Below are 18,571 nucleotides of genomic sequence, written 5' to 3' on the forward strand. Positions count from 1 at the left end.
ATGCGAGAAGACTACGCCTCTCGCGGCCCAGGGAAAGGGCGCCGTTGCGTCAGCTAGGCATGAATGCGGACCGGCAGCGTCTCATAGCCCTTCACGAAGCTGGAGCGCACCCTGCGCGGTTCGCCGACCACCTCCACGTGCTTGAAGCGCTTGAGGATTTCCTCCCAGACGATGCGCAGCTGCATCTCCGCCAGGCGATTGCCGACGCAGCGGTGGATGCCGAAGCCGAAGGACAGGTGCTGGCGCGCGCGTTCACGGTCGATGACGAAGGCGTCGGGGTTGGCGATCACTTCGTCGTCGCGGTTGCCGGAGACGTACCACATCACGACCTTGTCGCCCTTGCGGATCAGCTTTCCGCCGACCTCGATATCCTCCAGCGCGGTCCGCCGCATGTGGGCCAGCGGCGTCTGCCAGCGGATGATTTCCGACACCATCGACGGGATCAGCCCGTGATCCGCCTTCAGCTTGTCGTACTGCTCGGGGTTCTGGTTCAGCGCCAGCAGCCCGCCGCTGATCGAGTTGCGGGTGGTGTCGTTGCCGCCGACGATCAGCAGGATGATGTTCCCGAGATACTCGTCCGGGTTCATGTTCCGCGTCGCCTCGCCATGCGCCAGCATCGAGACGAGATCGCCCGCCGGCGGCCGGTTGACCCGCTCGTTCCAGAGCTCGGTGAAGCTGGCCAGGCATTCCATCAGCTCGGCCTGCCGCGCCTCCTCGGTCTCGCAGAGCGCACCGGGCATCGGGATCGTGGTGGCGACGTCCGACCAGCGCGTCAGCTTGCGGCGGTGCTCGAACGGATAATCGAACAGGGTCGCCAACATCTGGGTGGTCAACTCGATAGAGACCCGGTCGACCCAGTCGAAAGTCTCGCCGACCGGCAGGTCGTCCAGGATCCGCCCCGCCCGCTCACGGATGATCGGTTCCAGCACCTGCAGGTTCGCGGGCGACACCACCGGACTGACAGTCTTGCGCTGCACGTCGTGCTTGGGCGGATCCATGGCGATGAAGCTGGGACGGCGCAGATCCGGACGCGCGTCACGGATTGTGATCCCGCCCAGCGCCGCCTCCGACGAGAAGACGCCATGGTTGGTGTCGACGGCCATGATGTCGTTGAACTTGGTGATCGACCAGTACGGCCCGAACTCACTGTCGCGGCACCAGTGCACCGGGTCCTCGCGCCGCAGCCGCTCGAAGTACGGCCAGTGGGTGTCGGTGCGGAAGAGATCGGGGTCGCCGGGGTGGAAGTCCTCCAGCGGCAAGGAATAGGCCCTGGCCTTGGCCTCGTCGGCCAGCTTCATGGCGCCGTCAGCCATCGCGCGATCTCCCTATGTGATCGACGCCTGGTCGCAGCTGCCGCCCGGCGCCGTTGAGCCGATGAAAGCTCAATCCGCACGCGGTCACAACAACCCTTTGAATCCAAACTAAGTTCGGTTCAGACCGGCTGGCGCGCCTTCCAGGCGGCATAGAGCGACGGCTCGCTGGTCGGCAGCGGATGATGGGCGATGTCGATCGCCTGCGCGTCCAGCGGCAGCGCCATTTGGGCGTAGACCCCCGCGGTCGAGAGACCGAAGGGTTCGCCATCATCATTCGAGTAGCAGAAGCGCACCCTGCGCACGCCGGTCATGTGCATGGCAGCAAGGCACATCGGACACGGCTGGCCGCTGGCATAGACCACGCAGCCATCCAGCCGCGGCGCGCCCAGCGCCTGCGCGGCGCGACGCATCGCCGTCAGTTCGGCATGAGCCGTCGGGTCGCCGGTCGCGCCGATCTCGTTGACGCCGGTGGCGATGACCACGCCGTCCTTGACCACCACCGCCCCGAACGGACGGCCCCCGTGGCCAACGACATTGGCCATCGCCAACTCCACGGCCTGCGACAGGAAATCCGCATCACTCGCCATCATCCCTACCCCGGCTCCTGGGCTTGGCGGATCCGCCGCAGCACCTCCGGCGGCAGGGCCATGCCCGAGGCCGCCAGATTGTCGATCAGGTGCGCCATCCGCGTCGTACCAACAACGGCGCAGGAGACGTTTGGATCAGCCAGCACATAGGCCAGCGCCGCCTGGGCCCCCGTCATCCCGTCGAGCGCCTGCAGGAAGCCGAAGCGTGCGCCTTTGACGACGTCGCTCCGATGGTTCTTGAGCGCCCGCAGCGCGTACCAGATGTCCCGCGGCGCGCGCAGGCGCAGCAACTGCCTGTTCGCGTGACCCATGGCCAGCGCCATGCCAGCCAGCACGCCTTTGCCCTGTTCCGCGGCTCCGGCGATCAGGGCCGCGCGCTCCGGTCGCAGCACGTTGTAGTCGACCATCACGACATCGAAGTCCGGCAAACCGATGATGTGCTCGATCACCACCGGATCGAAGCTGTTGGCGCCGACAGCACCCACCAGATCACGACGCTTGAGCAACGCCAGGGCGTCCAGCATCTCGCCGTCGAGCTCGGCCACGGCCGGCCCATGCAGTTGCAGCAGCGGCAGGCGCTCAAGGCCGAGGTTGCGGAGGCTGCGCTCCACGCTGGCGATGATCGCCGACGGCCGGAAGTCGCGCGCCACGCGTGAGCCGTCGTGATAGGTTCCCGCCTTGGTGGCGACCACGACGCCGTCCAGCGCCCTGCCCTTTAAGGCACGCCCCAACCTCGGCTCGGCCTCGCCACCGGAGTAGGCCGCGCCGGTGTCAAAGAACGTAACGCCGCGATCCAGCGCCGCGTGGACGAGTTTCGTCGCCTGGCGCTCGTCGAAGGCCTTCTGCCCCCACCAGCTCGCGCAGCCGAGGCCGATTTCGGAGACCGTCAGTCCGGTGCGGCCGAGGGCGCGATAGCGCATGGCGTTGGTGGTCGGTTGCAACATCACGTCCGGGACGACGCCTAGGGGTCGCTGCGGGGTCCGCAACGCCTGCGTCAGTCTCCGACTGCCTAGCCGCAGGCGTGACTCGTGCGCAAGCCCGCGCCTGCTCCAAATCGTCGACTGCGCAACGGTTTGCATGCCTGCTGGCCCACTGGACAAGATAGACTAATTCTCTTCCAATCCAGTTTTGTATGCACCTCAATTCCCACAATTGAATATTAGCGCAATACAATTGTGAATATTATATCTCAACCTAATTTAACAAGCGAGACTATTGGGGACGCTCATCGCGGCGGCATCTGCGGACGTGGCCACGCTTACCTCAGGTCGAAACCCCACAGAACCACCGTTCGCCTTGAACACGCATGCACCAGGTAATAGTAACAACGTTATCCGATGTCGACGCGTTCAGGCTACGGCCTCGGAGGGGGGAGAAGAAGGGACGAGGGCCTGCTGAGCCTTTGCGTGGAGGGCTACCCCCAATGCGTGACGTGTTTCCGGACGCCGTCATCGCGCTGATCCCGATGATGCGCGCCTACGCCATGAGTCTCACACGATCCAGGCCGGAGGCCGACGACCTTGTCCAGGACACCCTGGTTCGAGCTTGGCGCTTCCGCGCCGCTTACGAACCCGGAACCAACCTCAAGGCTTGGCTCTACAAGATCCTCCGCAACATCTTCTATTCGAACCATGCCCGCCGGCGCCTGGTCGTACAGGACGTCGACGGCCGTCTGACAGCCCAGCTCGCCTGCGCCGGCGACCAGGACTGGCAGGTCGAGTTCGGCGACCTCCTGCGCTCCCTCGACCGGCTGACGCCCGACACCCGGGACGCCTTGCTTCTGATCGTTGTCGCCGGACTGAGCTACGAAGAAGGGGCCGAAGTCTGCGGCTGCGCGACCGGCACATTGAAGAGCCGCGTCAGCAGGGCCAGGGCGCGTCTCGCCGAGCTGCTCGACTACGACCTGACCGCCGCACGCCGCCACATCGCCCGTCGCCCCGCACATACGCCGCCCCCCCCTGGAGCCTGAGCGCCCCTCAAGGCCCCGCCTGACACTCGGTCGGCGGGCGCCGGGATCTCCACAGTTCGGATCCGACCAGATGACCACAGAAATCGGCCTCTCCCGCTCGATAAGGCGTCTGACGCTGATCGGCGCAGCCATCATCACACTGGTCGGGGCGACGCCAGCCCGCGCCCAGGAGGACATATCCGCCAAGCTCCAGCGCATCGAAGCGTTACTGGACGACCAGTCGTCGCGGCTGAACACGCAGGAGCGAAAGCTGGCTGAGCAGGCCGCGCTCATTCAGCAGCAGGACATGGAGCTACGCGCCCTGCGCGCGACCCGAGACGAGGCGTTGGCCGAGATCCGCGCTGGCCGTGCGGCGGCTCCGCAGCAGGCGGGAGGCCTCAGCCCCCCGCTCGGCCCCGCGCCGATGACGACAGCGTCCGCCCAGACGCCCTCCGGGCCGGTCGGAGAAGCGCCGCCCCCGACGACCACCGAGCAGAAAGCGCGCGAGGTCGCCGCGATCCCTGAGCGCCTGGGCGTGCTCACCCCACCCGGCCGGTTCGTGTTCGATCCGACCGTCGAGTATGTGCGCGCGAGCACCAATCGCCTGACGTTCCGAGGGGTCGAAATCGTCCCGGGGATCAATCTGGGCCTGATCGAGGCCGGCGACGCCGACCGGGATTCCGTCGTCGGCACGCTGGCCGCACGCTATGGCCTGACCAACCGCCTTGAGGTCGAGGCGCGTGTTCCCTACGTCTATCGTCACGACCGCATAACCACTGTGGCTGCGGCCGATCGCGCCGTGACCCGCACCATGGAATTGGACGCCAACGACCTGGGCGACATCGAGGTCTCGGGGCGCTACCAGCTGAATGAAGGCGACAACGGCTGGCCGATCTTCGTGGCCGGGCTTCGCGTGAAGTCCGACACCGGCGTCGGCCCCTATGACGTCGACTTCGACGAATTCGCCGTGGCCAAGGGCCTCGCGACCGGCTCGGGCTTCTGGGCGACCGAGCTGGGGCTGACCATGCTCTATCCGAGCGATCCAGCGGTGATCTACGGCGGGGTCAGCTACCTGCACAACTTCGCCGGCGACGTGGACAAAGCGGTGGGCGACAACATCTTCGTCGGGAAGGTGGACCCCGGCGACGGCGTCAACGCCAGCATCGGCTTCGGCCTGGCGCTTAACCCGAAATTCTCGGTCTCGTTCGGCTATCAGCACCATTACATCTTCCCGACCGACACCGAGATCAACGGCACGACTCAGAGCTCGAACAGCCTCTCGATCGGCGCCCTGCAGATGAGCCTGTCCTACCGGCTGAACCGGCGGCTCACGCTGATCAACAGCTTCGAGTTCGGGGTGACGAGTGATGCTCCGGATATGCGGCTGACAATTCGCGCGCCCTACTCGTTCTGAGGATCTCAGGGCCGGGCGGCGTCGCCCAGCGCTGCGCCGACGGATTCCATCATGCGCATGTTCGCGCGTTCCTGGATCGCCGACTGCTGAAACTGCGAGAGCTCGGGAATCGCCAGGTCGATCTGCACTTCCTGGCGGATGTCGCGATTGTTCGCCGTGTTGACGACAACATTGGCGATCCTCGCTGCATTCAGCTCGTGTAGCACCACCGTAGAGCCGCCATCGCCGTTCAACGCCACCCCAGGCAATTGCGCCGCTCCGTCGGACAGGGTGATTTGGCCGTTCTGTCCTTGGGCCGCCAACGCGGGCGCTGCCTCCGATTGCAAGGCGCCCTGGTCCGTCCAGACCAGCTTGGTCTCCAACACCAACGCCCCGTCGACGAAGGTGCGCACCGAGGCGCCGAAGCCGACCTCCATTCCCGTCGGCAGCTGAATGCCGCCTCGCTCGCCAGCCAGCTCCTCATCGCTCAGCGGGCGGCCGAACACGCCCTGGGAGCTCGCCGCGCCGACACCTGCGACGAAACTCAGGAACAGCGCAGCCAGGAACGATACGCACCGCATGGCGTCAGAACCCGGCCGGCGGCCGGTTCTCCCAAACCACCTGATAGAGCGGGGGCAGCTGGAGCGTGAAGGCGGCCAGCGAGTCGTCCGTCAGCGGCTGACCGAAGGGAGAGGTAGTGGTCGCCGCCCACTCGTAGTCGGTGTTGTAAAGGCCGCGGGCCGGGCCCGAATGGATCCCGAACACGATGCCGTTCCAGATCTTCTCGAACTCGGCCTGACGATAAGATTTCAGCCCCAGCGCCGGATCGCCGACCAGCACCCGGCCGACGCCCGCACCCTTGACGACGACGAAGTGCTTGTAGGTTCCGACCGTGATCACCGCGATCGACGGCCATTTGGCGCGCACCAGCGCGTCGGCGTCGATGCGGTAACCGTCCGCCTTGTACCCCCGGGCAGCGAGGTACCGCTTCATGTCGAGCAGCGAGAAGCCGACTTTCTGAATCTGAGCCTGGTCCCCTCCAGCGTACATCGCCTTGAAGATATCGGCCTCGGTGACGTCCACCCCGTAGTGATAGCGCAGCAGCGTCGCCAGCGCGGCCGATCCGCAGCTGTAGTCGTACTGCTGGCGCACGACCGTCTTGAAGGGCATGTCACGGAAGGTCGTGACGCGATCGAGTGTGAACAGCGCGCCGCCCTCGGTGAAGGCGATCTGAGCCGCCGCCGGACCCGCGAGCAAGCACAGACCGCCGATCGCCGCCGCCAGGACATGTGGACCACGTGTCGGCATCACTCGCCTACGGTCCGCCCAGGGTGGCGACGTTGACGCTGATCACGCCCTGCAGATTGTTGTTGTTGCCGGTATTTACGACGAAGTTGCCGATGCCGGAGTAGTCGCCGGTCGAGAAATCGACATTGCCCGTGGCGACCTGATCGGCTTGGACCGACCCAGAATTACTGGCCGAGAGCTGCTGGTTCGAGAGCGCTTCGACGACCACGCCCTGCCCGCCGCTGATAGCCCCCAGCTCGCTGTCGCCGATCGGAGCAGCGTTGGGCGCATCGGCTACGGCCGGCGCCTTCGCAGTGGGCGCATCTTCGGCCATGACCGCGCTTGAGACGCCCAAGGCGACCAGGATGACGAGGCCGCCGAACTTCCAACTCGACATCGCTCCCTCCAAATCCCCAGAACCTCGAAGGCGAGTACGGGCCGGCGCCCAGGGGCGCCGGCCCGGATACGCTTACGGAGCGCCGAAGCTGATGTTGGCGTTCGCCGACAGCGACGTCGCGGCTTGGCCTTGCGAGTTGATGCCGGAGTTGGCGTTGGCGGTCTGGATCCCGCCGAACGCCGCGCCGTCAAACGACGCGTTCCCGGTGGTGATGGAACCTGTCGCGCCGTCGCCGCCGTTGTTCGAGACCGGAGCGCCGGTGACGGTCCCGCTGAGCGTCTGGGTGGACACCGCGCTGTAGGTCGACGTCGTCGAGTTGTCCGAATTATCCGAGTTGTCGGAGTTGTCGGTCGTCGAACTGTTCGAGTTGTCCGAGTTGTTCGAATTGTCGGTGGTCGAATTGTCGGAATTGTCCGAGTTGTTCGAGTTGTCCGAATTATTTGAGTTGTCGGTGGTCGAATTGTTCGAATTGTCCGTTGTGGAGCTGTTCGAATTGTCGGTGTTCGCTTGGGTCACCGTCGCCGTCGACGCATTGTCGGTCGTCGTATTGTCGACCTGCGCAATCGCCATGGTGCTCATGCCGAGGCCGATCGCCAAAGCGGCAGCCGATGTGAGAAGCTTGGATTTCATAAGGTCACCCTCCCAGGGTCGCTAAAAAACTGGAGGCGCCTGTCCTCCGGCCGCCAGAACCGCTGGAGCGTGGGGAGAGTTCGGATCACATGACCGTGAACCGCGCTTGGGCGGGAAATGACCGCCGCGTCGAAATCGATGGTGGGCGGCGAGGGGTTCGAACCCCCGACCCCCTGGGTGTAAACCAGGTGCTCTGACCAGCTGAGCTAGCCGCCCTCATAGAATGCGAAAAAGGGCGACCTCCGCGACAGGAGGCCGCCCTCGAACGAAAACCGATCGGACGGTTCTTAGTTCAGCGAGCCCTTCAGGCCCTCGCCGACGCGGAAGCGCGCCGTCTTCGAAGCCGGACGGCTCACGGTCTCGCCGGTGCGCGGGTTGCGCGCGGTGCCCGCAGCGCGGGTCACCGGCACGAAGCTGCCGAAACCGACGAGTCGGACTTCTTGGCCCGCCTTCAGCGACGCGGTGACGCTGTCGATGAACGCTTCCAGAGCGTCCTTCGCCTGAGCCTTGTTGAGGCCCGCCTTGTCGGCGATCGCCGTGACGAGTTCGGCCTTGGTCATTTCTTGTCTCTCCCAGCCCTTTATCTCAAACCGCGAACCTCTCGCGGAAGCGCGAGGCTGCTTCGCGTTGCGCGATTATGGCGGTCGATTCTCGCCCGTCAAACAAAGGCGGCGCGGAGAGGCTCCGCGCCGCCTTATTTTTTCTCAGTTTTCCACCGTTTAGTGGGTGATCATGGCCTCATCCGAGCCGTCATCGGCCGCAACGGATACCGCCGGTTGCTCGGCAGGGTTCCATTCGATCGGCGTCAGCGGCTGAATCAGCGCCCGGGCAAGGACTTCATCGACATTGGAGACAGGCACGATCTCCAGCGCCGACTTCACGTTGTCCGGGATATCGGCCAGATCTTTCACGTTTTCCTGCGGGATCAGCACGGTTTTGACGCCGGAACGCAGCGCCGCGAGCAGCTTTTCCTTCAGGCCGCCGATGGCCGTCACCCTGCCCCGCAGCGTGACCTCGCCGGTCATGGCGATGTCCTTTCGGATCGGGATGCCGGTCAGCACGGAGACGATAGCGGTGGCCATGGCCGCGCCGGCGGACGGACCGTCCTTGGGCGTGGCGCCGTCCGGCACGTGGATGTGCACGTCGGTCTTCTCGAAGACCGGCGGCTCGATGCCGAAGTGCGTAGCCCGGCTGCGGACATAGCTCGCCGCCGCCTGGATCGACTCCTTCATCACGTCCTTCAGGTTGCCCGTGATGGACATCCGCCCCTTGCCCGGCATCTTCACCGCTTCGATGGTCAGGATGTCGCCGCCGAACTCGGTGTAGGCCAGACCGGTGATGATGCCGACCTGATCCTCCTCGTCCGTCTCGCCGTAGCGGTACTTGCGAACGCCGGCGTACTTGGCCAAGCGCTCGTCGTCGACCGTGATCGAGGTGACGCTTTCGCGCCCCAGGTCACGCACCGTCTTCCGCGCCAGATTGCCCAGTTCCCGTTCCAGCGACCGGACCCCGGCTTCCCGCGTGTAGTAGCGGATCAGGTCGCGGATGGTCTCGTCCGGAACGATGAACTCTTCCGGCTTCAGGCCATGGTCCTTGGTCTGCTTCGGCAGGATGTGTCGCTTGGCGATCTCGACCTTCTCATCCTCGGTGTAGCCGGGGATGCGGATGATCTCCATCCGGTCCAGCAACGGCTGAGGCATGTTGAGACTGTTGGCCGTGGTGACGAACATCACCGGCGACAGGTCGTAGTCGACTTCCAGGTAATGGTCGCCAAACGTCGAGTTCTGCGCCGGGTCCAGCACCTCAAGCAGGGCCGAGGCCGGATCGCCCCGATAGTCGCTGCCCATCTTGTCGATCTCGTCGAGCAGGAAGAAGGCGTTGGTGGACTTCGCCTTTTTCATCGACTGGATGATCTTGCCGGGCATCGAGCCGATGTAGGTCCGGCGGTGACCGCGGATCTCAGCCTCATCGCGCACGCCGCCCAGGGAGACGCGCACGAACTCACGGCCGGTCGCCTCGGCGATCGACTTGCCCAGCGAAGTCTTGCCGACGCCCGGCGGGCCGACGAGGCAGAGGATCGGGCCGTTCAGCGAGCCGACCCGCGCCTGCACGGCGAGGTACTCCAGAATCCGCTCTTTGACCTTCTCAAGGCCGAAGTGGTCGCGGTTCAGGATCTCCTCGGCCTTCACCAGGTCGATGGACTTGGTCTTGGTCTTGCCCCACGGGATCGAGAGCAGCCAGTCGAGGTAGTTCCGCACGACGGTGGATTCCGCCGACATCGGGCTCATGTTGCGAAGCTTCTTCAGCTCGCCCTCGGCCTTGGTGCGGGCTTCCTTGGAGAGCTTGGTCTTCTTGATGCGCTTCTCGAGCTCGATCAGTTCGTCGCGCTGATCGTCCTGCTCGCCCAGCTCGCGCTGGATCGCCTTCATCTGCTCGTTGAGATAGTACTCGCGCTGGGTCTTCTCCATCTGCCGCTTCACGCGGTTCCGGATCTTCTTCTCGGTCTGCATGACCGAGATCTCACCCTCCATGAGGGCGTAGACCTTCTCCAGGCGCTTCACGACGTTGAAGATCTCGAGCAGGCTCTGCTTCTCGGCGATCTTCACCGACAGATGACTGGCGATGCGGTCGGCGAGCTCACCGGGCGCGTCGACCTGCGGCATCGAGGCCAGCGCCTCCGGCGGCACCTTCTTGTTCAGTTTGACGTAGTTCTCGAACTGCTCGACGACCGCGCGCGACAGCGCCTCGGCCTCGGGCGAGGCCGCGCCGTCTTCGGAAATGAAGGCGATCTCGGCTTCGTAGAACTCTTCTTGCGCGGTGAAACGGGAAATACCGGCGCGCGCCTTGCCTTCGACCAGCACCTTCACGGTGCCGTCCGGAAGCTTCAGCAGCTGCAGAACCGTCGCCACGACCCCGACGTCATAGATGGCCTCGGGCGACGGATCATCGTCGTCCTTGTCCTTCTGGGTCGCGAGGAGGATCTGCTTGCCTTCGCCCCGCATCGCCTCTTCGAGCGCGCGTACGGATTTCTCCCGGCCCACGAAGAGCGGCACCGGTTGATGCGGAAACACGACGATGTCCCGCAGCGGTAGAATGGGAAGGGTCTTAATCTCGGACATGATGCGTTCTTAACTCCTGCCGGCCTGTTGGGGGGTCAGGCTCGGCCCCCGGACCGCGGTCACTTCAGACGATGCGTCTGAGTCGGACGGCCCGTCCGCTTTCGAAGGCGGCTTATCGGTTCATTTATGTGGACGCTTCCGACCATCATTCAAGCGCAGCCGCAAATATGCCGACGATCTGTCGCGTGAAGATGACCCGCGATACTCAACCGCCGCCAGAATGAGCGGCGGCCTCGGCGGTCCTTTTCAACATGTCGTCCAGAGCTTTTCGGTCGAAGTACTGCCCCTTCATCACCACGCCGCCGATGGCGCGGGTAGCCGTGATGTCGGCGATCGGGTTGCGATCGAGGATCAGGATGTCGGCAGCCTTGCCCGCCGCGATCGCGCCGTAGCGGTCGGCATGGCCCAGGAAGCGCGGGCCGTTGATCACCGAGGCCTGCAGCGCGTGCAGCGGCGAGAGGCCGGCGTCGACATATATCTTCAGCTCGTCGTGCAGGCCGATGCCCGGATAGTTGAACGAGTTGAGGAATCCGGCGTCCGTTCCAGCCAGAATCGACACGCCCGCCTTCTGAAGCATCGGAACGAGCGCGGCGTTCTTCTCATAGACGGCGTGACGCCGCGCGATCGCCGCGGCGTCGTCCTTGGCGGCCCGCTCGACACGCCAGGCATAGGTCGCCTGCAATCCCTTGCCGATGTAGGCGAGATAGGGGTCGTTCCTGTGGTCGTCCTGGTCGAGGTAGGCTGTCGCCTTGCTGCCGTTCAGGGTCGGCGACACATAAGTCCCCCGCGCCGCCAAGCGGCTGAAGCCAGCCATCGCGGTCGCCTCGTCGAAGCTGGCTAGCGTCTGGATTGTGGCCTGCGCGCCAGTAATCTTGCCGCTGGCGACGTCGGCGGCGATCTGCGCCTCCTGCGGCGAGCCCAACCGCAGCGCATAGCCCATGTGCTCGATCGAGCTCAGCCCGGCCTCGCTCGCCGTATCGACCGTGATCGCGGCCGGGATGTGAGCCGAGGTGATCAGGCCCCGCGCCTTGGCCTGCTTGACCGTGTAGACGAACAGTTGCGGCGTCAGGGTGTTCTCGGTGATCTTCACGAAGTCGACCTTGAGGCTCTGGAGCTTGTCGAGCGCCGCGTCGGCCTCGGCCTCGGTCCCGACCTCGATCGTCCCCTTCCACATCGGCTTCACGCCCTCGATCTTCGGCCCCGACGAGAAGATCGTCGGGCCGAGCAAGGCGCCGGACGCCACCCCCCCGCGCCAGGCCAGAACCTGTTCGGGCAGGTCGCCTGAGGCGTCACGCACGGTGGTGATCCCATGGGCGACATAGAGCGGAAGCAGGGCCTTGTTCTCGTCGATGAGTTCGGGGCCGCCGCCGAAGTGGACGTGGTTGTCCCACAGGCCGGGCATCACGAAGCGCCCCTTGGCGTCCACGGTTTGGCTGGCGCTGAACTCCGCCTTGGCCTTGGCCGTCGGCTTCACCGCGACGATCGTGTCGCCGCGGACTGCGACCGCCGCGCCGTTTTTCAGCTGGCCGCTCGCCACGTCGATGACCGTCGCATCGACGATCAGCAGATCGACCTTCTCCGCCGCGTAGGCCGCGACGGAGCCGCCCATGAGCAGGGCGATGGCGAGAGGAGCTGCGAGCGTCAGGTTTCGCATAGGGACCTTCCAGAAAACTGATGGCGTGCTGTAGCGCCTCAGCCGTGTCGCGTCCCTGACATATCGTCGCGTGTCACCCGGTCTTGGGGGCGTACATGAAGGTCCCGCAGAGCTCGGCCTCCGGCGAGTTCGCACCAGGCGCCGCCTGTCCGCTGAAGGCGATGACGAACAGCCCCGCCGCCCCGCTTCCATCGACCCCAACATAGGTGACCAGATAGGTCGTCGGCGTAGCGCCGCATAACCCACCGTTGCGAGCCTTGCCGGGATCTTCCGCCATCACTTTGAAGAGCGAGAGGTCGGCGGTGTCCGGAACATCAATAAGGCCGGCGAAGCTGCCCTGGGTCGAAGCGTAGGCGCGGGCCCCTTTCAGGGTCGACACCCCTTCGAGGCGATAGCTCTGCCCCTGCGCGAACCTCAGCGTTCCGGCCGAGGCTGTCAGGTCGCCGGTAACGCCCACGGCGGTGTTCGAAATGGCGGCATATGCGCCCTCTAAGCCCACGACAGGCGCCGCCGGCGCCGGCGCTTCGGCGACCGGAACGCTGGCGGGGGGCGCAGCCGGCGGCTCGGCCGGCTTGCGGTCGCAGCCCGCAGCCAAGAGCAAGCTCAAGCAGGCCAGCGCCGCGCCGCGCATCAGTTCAGCTCCACGTTCGCATAGCGGCCGTCGTAGTCGCAGTTGAAGCTGTAGGTCACCGTCCGCGGGCCGACGTCGGCGGCCACATACCCCTGCACCGAATAGCCACGGCCCTGCGGCCGCGCATAGGTGATCCGGTCGATGCGGACCCGGCTGCCGTAGCGCGAAGCCTGGTTCATCGCTTCGTTCGAGCAGCTGTCGACCGCCTGGCGCGAGTCAGACGACGAACCGCCGCTGTTGTTGTCCTTGGACCCGGCCGCCAGCGCGCCCAGCAAAAGGCCGCCCAGCAACAGGCCGCCGACGACCGCGGCGGTGTTGTCCTTGTCCTTCTTGCCGTTGTCGCCGCTGTAGCGGTCCTCGACCCGGAAGCGGCCGCGGCAACCGCGGTCGACCCAGACCCCGCGACCGTCCCAGCCCCAGGTCTGGTTCTCGATGCAGGCGCCGTTGTTGTTGCTGTACTGGTAGTCCAGCCACACGCGGCCGCGCGAGTTCACCGGGCAGTAGTTCCGCCCGTAACCTGACGACGAACAGTCGATGTACGAGTCCGCATAGGCTGGCGTGACTGGGGCGGTCCAAAGGCCAAGCACTGACGCGGTGATCATCAAGCCGACACGCATCCCCGACCTCCGATGGCTCTTCGGCGTCACCCTAACGCCAACAATTCTCCATTGAGAATAGCGCTTGTTATCCGCCGACAATGGAATTCTCATCGCGATTGCAGCCAGGAGGGGTGATCGAGATGCGTCGCGGCTTGGTGATGGGCATGGTCCTCGGCCTCCTCGTGGGCGCCGCTCCAGCGATGGCCGATACGCTCGACGACGCGGCCAAGCGCGGCTCGCTGAAGATCTGTGTCGCCGAGGGCGCCCCCTATGCGCTCATGACGCCCTCCGAGCCACCGATTTCGGGCTCGCCCCGGAATTCGTGCCCGGCTCCTTGGCCGACGTGATCGGCCGCCTTAACAAGGGCGAGTGTGACCTTGTCGCCGCTTCGCTCGCGATAGAGCCGGATCGTCTCCGCCAAGCTTGGTTCACCACGCCCTACAGCGAGACCGACGTATCGATCGTGGCCGCTCGGAAAGGCCCCGTCCGGATCGCCGACCTCGACAAGGCCGGCGTCGTCATCGGCGCGGTCGCCGGCGCTCCGGCGATCCTCCTCGCCAAGTCGCGGCTCCCGGCCGCCACCATCGAGGTGTTCCCCGACTTGCTCGCCGCCGAACGCGCTCTGGAAGGCGGCGCCATCACCGGATTGGCGCACAAGGCCCCAATTCCGCGTATGGTCTCGGTGAGAGCCCCCGACAAGTACTCGCTCGTCGAGGGGGAGCCGCTGGCTCGCACCGCCGACGCGTTCGCCGTCCGCAAGGGCGACGCTGATTTGCTCAACACGTTGAACGGCTGGATCGAGGCCCGCAAGCGAGACGGGTTCCTCGACCGGACGAACAGCTATTGGCTTTCGACCCTGGATTGGACGGAACGGCTGAAGCCCCGCACGGGCGCGGCGAAGTAGCCTAGCCCTCCGTCGCCGCCCGCATCGTCAGCGCGCCCACCAGCCCCGCCGCGGCCGCAGCGCAGGCGGCCGCCGTCATCGCCATTCGGTAGGCCGCCGTCATCGTCTCGCCGCCTGCGCCGCCCGGAGCGAGAGCGAAGCCCGCCAACGCGACCGCCAGCAGCCCGCCGATCCTTGCCGTGGCGTTGTTGACGCCGGAGGCGGCTCCCTCGTAGGCGCTGGGGACCGCGCCGAGCACCGCATCGGTAAGCGGCGCCACCGCCACCCCCATGCCGAGCGCCACTAAGGTCAGGCCCGGAAAAACGCCGGTCCAGTAGTCGCCGTCCTGCGCGCTCCATGCCAGGCCAGCGAAGCCGGCCGCCGCCAGCAGCGGCCCGATGGTCAGCATCGCCCGCACCCCGATCCGCGCCGACAGCGCCCCAGCGAGCGGCGACAACACCGCCAGACCGATCGACAGCGGCAGCAGCGCCGCGCCGGCCGCCGTAGCTGGATAGCCGTGGACCCGGATCAACTGGAACGGCAGCAGGAAAAGCGCGCCGCCGAACGCCGCGTAGAGCAGCAGGGTCAGCGCGTTCGCTCCCGAGAACGCACGACTGTGAAACAGGGTCAGCGGGACCATCGGGCTGGCGGCGTGACGTTCGATCCGCAGAAAAAGCGCCAGCAGCGCTGCGCCCATGAAGCCAAGCGTCCAGACTGCGGCGGACGCACCGCCGCTAGAGGCCTGGGTCAGGCTCCAGGTTAAGGCGCTGAGCCCCAGAGTCGCGCAGGCGGCGCCGCTCCAGTCCACCGGGCCCGCGGCCGGCTCGCGGCTTTCCCGTGCGCCGGCCAGGATGAACCAGACCGCCAAAGCGGCCAGCGGCAGGTTGATCAGGAATACGGCCCGCCAGGAGACGGTGTCGGTCAGCCAACCGCCCAGCACGGGACCGATGGCGCTCATCAGGCCGCTCGCTCCTGCCCAGACGCCGACGGCCCGCCCCCTGCCCTTTTCGTCGAATGATGCGCCAAGCAGCGCCAGGCTTGCGGGGACCAGCAACGCCGCGCCGACGCCCTGCAGCGCCCGAGCCATGATCAGCAGCGCTAAGTTGGGCGCTGCGCCGCAGAGCGCGGAGGCCGCCGAGAACAGCACCACGCCGACGACGAACACCCGTCGCCGGCCGTAGCGGTCAGCCGCCGCCCCTCCCGCCAGCACCAGCGCGCCAAGCATCAGCGCGTAGGCGTTCATGATCCACTGGGCGCCGGCGGCGTCGCCGCCGAGCTGCTGTTGGACCACAGGCAGGGTGAGATTGACGGCCGATCCGTCGATGAAGGCCAGGCTCGAGCCTAACACCGTCCCGGTCAACACGAGCCGCCGGTTCAGCGGCCTCTCGGCAGGCTCGGTCGCCGCCACCACGCCGCGATCGCAGGGCGTCGCGCCGATCTGGCTCACGACCGCCCCCAAAAGAAAAGGGCCCCGCGGCGCATGTCCGCGGGGCCCTTGATCATCGCTCGCTCAACCGCCTTTAGGCGGCGCCGCCCTTGTCGCGGCGCTCGGCGTAGATGACCAGCGGCTGAGCGCGGCCTTCGACGACCTCGGCGTTGACCACGACTTCCTCGACGCCGTCATAGGTCGGCAGCTCGTACATGGTATCGAGCAGAATGCCCTCCAGGATCGAGCGCAGGCCCCGCGCGCCGGTCTTGCGCTGAATGGCCTTGCGGGCCACGGCGCTGAGCGCGTCGTCAGTGAACGTCAGGCCGACATTCTCCATGTCGAACAGGCGCTGGTACTGCTTCACGAAGGCGTTCTTCGGCTCGGTCAGGATCTTCACCAGGGCGGCCTCGTCGAGGTCGTCCAGGGTTGCGATCACCGGCAGACGGCCGATGAATTCCGGGATCAGGCCGAAGCGCAGCAGGTCGTCCGGCTCCACCTGGCGGAAGATCTCGCCGGTGCGGCGGTCGTCAGGGTCCGACACCTTGGCGCCGAAGCCGATCGAGGTGCCCTGGCCGCGGGCCGAGATGATCTTTTCCAGACCCGCGAACGCGCCGCCGCAGATGAACAGGATGTTCGTCGTGTCGACTTGCAGGAATTCCTGCTGCGGATGCTTGCGGCCGCCCTGCGGCGGCACCGAAGCGACCGTGCCTTCCATGATCTTCAGCAGCGCCTGCTGGACGCCCTCGCCCGACACGTCGCGGGTGATCGAGGGGTTGTCCGACTTGCGGCTGATCTTGTCGACTTCGTCGATGTAGACGATGCCGCGCTGGGCGCGTTCGACATTGTAGTCGGCGGCCTGCAGCAGCTTCAGGATGATGTTCTCGACGTCCTCGCCGACGTAGCCCGCTTCGGTCAGGGTCGTGGCGTCAGCCACGGTGAACGGCACGTCGATGATTCGAGCCAGGGTCTGGGCCAGCAGGGTCTTACCCGTACCGGTCGGACCGATGAGCAGGATGTTGGCCTTGCCCAGTTCGACGTCGTTGTTCTTCGTCGCGTGGTTCAGGCGCTTGTAGTGATTGTGGACGGCGACCGAGAGCACCTTCTTGGCGTGGTCCTGGCCGATCACGTAATCGTCGAGGACTTCGCGGATCTCCTTCGGGGTCGGGACGCCGTCCTTAGATTTCACGAAGGAAATCTTGTGCTCTTCGCGGATGATGTCCATGCACAATTCGACGCATTCATCGCAGATGAACACGGTCGGGCCCGCGATAAGCTTGCGGACCTCGTGCTGGCTCTTGCCGCAGAAAGAGCAATACAGCGTGCTCTTGGAGTCTCCGCTCGCGGCCTTGGTCATGCTCTTTTCTCACTCTCTCGACGACGCCGACTGGAGTCTTCGTCGTCGTTCGGCCCAGGGGCGTCCCTGACGCCATCAGTGCAGGATACGTGCCCGGGGTTGTCTAATCCTTGACATTCCCCGATCCGAGCCACGATCACAAGCCTCTGACATACTTCAGTGACATTTGGCGGCGGGGCGCCCGATGGCGGGCATGTCCGAATCCCTAGATGGGATTGTGTTCAAGCGGCGCAAGTGAGACGCCCTGGCGCGCATTCCGCCCCTCCCACAACGGCCGGACCAGCGCCAGACGCGATGACTTGAGTTGACACGCCACAGAACGCGGCGTGTTGGGGGATATATGGCTAGACGACAACTGCGGCGTATTGGCGCCTCGCAGGTGGAATCCTTGGACGAGCAGATCGAAGACGCCGGCGTGGTAGCCTTCGACTTCGACGGCACCTTGACCACGCACGACAGCTACACCGCCTTCCTGAAGTGGCGCGCCGGCCCTGCGCGCTACAACATTGGTCTGGCTAAGCTGGCGCCAGCCGCGATCACGTTCCTGGCTCACCGTAACCGCGGCCGCATCAAGGCGGCGGCTACCCGCGAATTCCTCGCTGGCGTCTCGCGCGAGCGGCTCGAGGCCGACGCCCGCGCCTTCGCCGAACTCATGGCCCCTCGGATGCTGCGTCCTGACGCCCTGCGCACCTGGCGGCGATGGGCACAGCGGCGCGCCAAGCTGGTCATAGTCACCGCCTCGCCGGAAATCGTCGTCGCGCCGTTCGCGCGGGGCCTGGGAGCCGACCTGCTCATCGGGACTGAACTCAAGTTCGATGGTCGCGACCGCGTGACCGGCGCTTTCGATGGACCCAACTGCCGGGGCCCGGAAAAGGTGCGGCGGCTGCAGGAAGTTTTCGGTCCCGACGTACGGTTGCGCGCGGCCTATGGCGATACAAGCGGAGATCGTGAGATGCTCGCGATCGCCGACGAGCCCGGCTACCGGGTCTTCCAGGAAAAGCCCTGAGCCGCCCGATCGCAGGAGAATACATGACGTCCGTCGTCTCCGGCGCCCAGATCGCCGCCGCCCGCGCCCTCACCGGCGTCAGCCAGGCCAAGCTGGCGCTCCGCGCCGGCCTTGCGGTTGAGGCGCTGCAAGCCCTCGAGGGCGCCGGACATGCGCCTCTGGACGCCACGCCCGCCATCGACCGTCTTCTGCTGGCGCTGGACTCCTTCGGCGTACTGCTAATCGACGACGGCGACGGCTTCGGGTCCGGCGTCCGCTTGAAGTTCAGCCGCAAGCAGGCCCAGGCCATCGGCGCGTGGGAAGATGAAGGCGGGGTGGTCGGCGACGACGACGTTCCCTGA

General features: G+C 65.9%; 20 protein-coding genes and 1 tRNA gene. 6 read left to right on the forward strand and 15 right to left on the reverse strand.

Annotated elements, in window-relative coordinates; translation table 11 throughout:
* Positions 1-53 precede the first annotated feature (53 nt).
* The 3 genes from GGQ61_RS04740 to GGQ61_RS04750 all read right to left on the reverse strand — a co-directional run bounded on the left by GGQ61_RS04740 (position 54) and on the right by GGQ61_RS04750 (position 2,844).
* Positions 54-1,313, reverse strand: coding sequence for a cytochrome P450 (locus GGQ61_RS04740; RefSeq protein ID WP_183770144.1), 1,260 nt, complete (start codon positions 1,311-1,313; stop codon positions 54-56).
* 119 nt (positions 1,314-1,432) lie between these two features.
* Positions 1,433-1,900, reverse strand: coding sequence for a nucleoside deaminase (locus GGQ61_RS04745; RefSeq protein ID WP_183770610.1), 468 nt, complete (start codon positions 1,898-1,900; stop codon positions 1,433-1,435).
* Positions 1,901-1,905: 5 nt separating this feature from the next.
* Entirely contained in the window at positions 1,906-2,844 is a 939-nt protein-coding gene (locus GGQ61_RS04750; RefSeq protein ID WP_221220824.1) for an aldo/keto reductase, read from the reverse strand.
* Between the two features lie 479 nt (positions 2,845-3,323).
* Between GGQ61_RS04750 and GGQ61_RS04755 the strand changes: the two genes are divergently transcribed.
* Both GGQ61_RS04755 and GGQ61_RS04760 read left to right on the forward strand, forming a co-directional pair.
* Positions 3,324-3,869: a sigma-70 family RNA polymerase sigma factor gene (locus tag GGQ61_RS04755; RefSeq protein WP_183770147.1), complete on the forward strand. Its 546-nt coding sequence runs from the start codon at positions 3,324-3,326 to the stop codon at positions 3,867-3,869.
* Between the two features lie 70 nt (positions 3,870-3,939).
* A complete protein-coding gene (locus GGQ61_RS04760) occupies positions 3,940-5,262 on the forward strand; it encodes a transporter (protein WP_183770149.1) in 1,323 nt (440 codons plus the stop codon).
* Between the two features lie 5 nt (positions 5,263-5,267).
* On the opposite strand, the gene GGQ61_RS04765 is transcribed toward GGQ61_RS04760, so the two are convergent.
* From GGQ61_RS04765 to GGQ61_RS04810, 10 genes are all read right to left on the reverse strand, one after another.
* Complete coding sequence (locus GGQ61_RS04765; RefSeq protein WP_183770151.1) at positions 5,268-5,822, reverse strand: hypothetical protein; 555 nt, start codon at positions 5,820-5,822, stop codon at positions 5,268-5,270.
* 4 nt (positions 5,823-5,826) lie between these two features.
* The gene (locus tag GGQ61_RS04770; protein WP_183770153.1) at positions 5,827-6,549 is read right to left on the reverse strand and encodes a C39 family peptidase; all 723 of its coding nucleotides are present in this window, start codon (positions 6,547-6,549) and stop codon (positions 5,827-5,829) included.
* 7 nt (positions 6,550-6,556) lie between these two features.
* Positions 6,557-6,925 (reverse strand): hypothetical protein, encoded by a 369-nt coding sequence (locus GGQ61_RS04775; protein WP_183770155.1) that lies wholly within the window; start codon positions 6,923-6,925, stop codon positions 6,557-6,559.
* A 72-nt stretch (positions 6,926-6,997) separates the two neighbouring features.
* A complete protein-coding gene (locus GGQ61_RS04780; protein ID WP_183770157.1) occupies positions 6,998-7,555 on the reverse strand; it encodes a hypothetical protein in 558 nt (185 codons plus the stop codon).
* Positions 7,556-7,694: 139 nt separating this feature from the next.
* A tRNA-Val gene (locus GGQ61_RS04785) sits at positions 7,695-7,771 on the reverse strand.
* Positions 7,772-7,842: 71 nt separating this feature from the next.
* The gene (locus tag GGQ61_RS04790) at positions 7,843-8,139 is read right to left on the reverse strand and encodes an HU family DNA-binding protein (RefSeq protein WP_343056053.1); all 297 of its coding nucleotides are present in this window, start codon (positions 8,137-8,139) and stop codon (positions 7,843-7,845) included.
* Between the two features lie 135 nt (positions 8,140-8,274).
* The gene (gene lon / locus GGQ61_RS04795; protein WP_183770159.1) at positions 8,275-10,674 is read right to left on the reverse strand and encodes an endopeptidase La; all 2,400 of its coding nucleotides are present in this window, start codon (positions 10,672-10,674) and stop codon (positions 8,275-8,277) included.
* Positions 10,675-10,879: 205 nt separating this feature from the next.
* Positions 10,880-12,328 (reverse strand): amidohydrolase family protein, encoded by a 1,449-nt coding sequence (locus GGQ61_RS04800; RefSeq protein WP_183770161.1) that lies wholly within the window; start codon positions 12,326-12,328, stop codon positions 10,880-10,882.
* Positions 12,329-12,401: 73 nt separating this feature from the next.
* The gene (locus GGQ61_RS04805; protein ID WP_183770163.1) at positions 12,402-12,959 is read right to left on the reverse strand and encodes a hypothetical protein; all 558 of its coding nucleotides are present in this window, start codon (positions 12,957-12,959) and stop codon (positions 12,402-12,404) included.
* Positions 12,959-13,576, reverse strand: a complete 618-nt coding sequence (locus GGQ61_RS04810; RefSeq protein WP_221220825.1) for a DUF3011 domain-containing protein — start codon at positions 13,574-13,576, stop codon at positions 12,959-12,961. Before GGQ61_RS04810 ends, GGQ61_RS04805 begins: the two co-directional genes overlap by 1 nt.
* Before the next feature lie 113 nt (positions 13,577-13,689).
* Here GGQ61_RS04810 and GGQ61_RS04815 point away from each other — a divergent pair, with 113 nt between their 5' ends.
* Both GGQ61_RS04815 and GGQ61_RS04820 read left to right on the forward strand, forming a co-directional pair.
* Positions 13,690-13,905, forward strand: coding sequence for a hypothetical protein (locus GGQ61_RS04815; protein WP_183770168.1), 216 nt, complete (start codon positions 13,690-13,692; stop codon positions 13,903-13,905).
* The gene (locus tag GGQ61_RS04820; RefSeq protein ID WP_343056054.1) at positions 13,902-14,462 is read left to right on the forward strand and encodes a transporter substrate-binding domain-containing protein; all 561 of its coding nucleotides are present in this window, start codon (positions 13,902-13,904) and stop codon (positions 14,460-14,462) included. The genes GGQ61_RS04815 and GGQ61_RS04820 overlap by 4 nt, the downstream gene beginning before the upstream one ends.
* Before the next feature lies 1 nt (position 14,463).
* On the opposite strand, the gene GGQ61_RS04825 is transcribed toward GGQ61_RS04820, so the two are convergent.
* Together GGQ61_RS04825 and clpX are read right to left on the reverse strand one after the other, a co-directional pair.
* Positions 14,464-15,888, reverse strand: coding sequence for a DHA2 family efflux MFS transporter permease subunit (locus GGQ61_RS04825; RefSeq protein ID WP_343056030.1), 1,425 nt, complete (start codon positions 15,886-15,888; stop codon positions 14,464-14,466).
* A gap of 73 nt (positions 15,889-15,961) precedes the next feature.
* Complete coding sequence (gene clpX, locus GGQ61_RS04830; RefSeq protein WP_183770171.1) at positions 15,962-17,224, reverse strand: ATP-dependent Clp protease ATP-binding subunit ClpX; 1,263 nt, start codon at positions 17,222-17,224, stop codon at positions 15,962-15,964.
* Between the two features lie 340 nt (positions 17,225-17,564).
* Here clpX and GGQ61_RS04835 point away from each other — a divergent pair, with 340 nt between their 5' ends.
* Both GGQ61_RS04835 and GGQ61_RS04840 read left to right on the forward strand, forming a co-directional pair.
* On the forward strand, positions 17,565-18,230 hold the full coding sequence (locus GGQ61_RS04835; RefSeq protein WP_183770172.1) for an HAD-IB family hydrolase: 666 nt from the start codon (positions 17,565-17,567) through the stop codon (positions 18,228-18,230).
* Between the two features lie 23 nt (positions 18,231-18,253).
* Positions 18,254-18,571, forward strand: coding sequence for a helix-turn-helix domain-containing protein (locus GGQ61_RS04840; protein ID WP_183770173.1), 318 nt, complete (start codon positions 18,254-18,256; stop codon positions 18,569-18,571).

The sequence above is a fragment of the Phenylobacterium haematophilum genome, assembly GCF_014196295.1.
GTDB classification, from domain to species: domain Bacteria; phylum Pseudomonadota; class Alphaproteobacteria; order Caulobacterales; family Caulobacteraceae; genus Phenylobacterium; species Phenylobacterium haematophilum.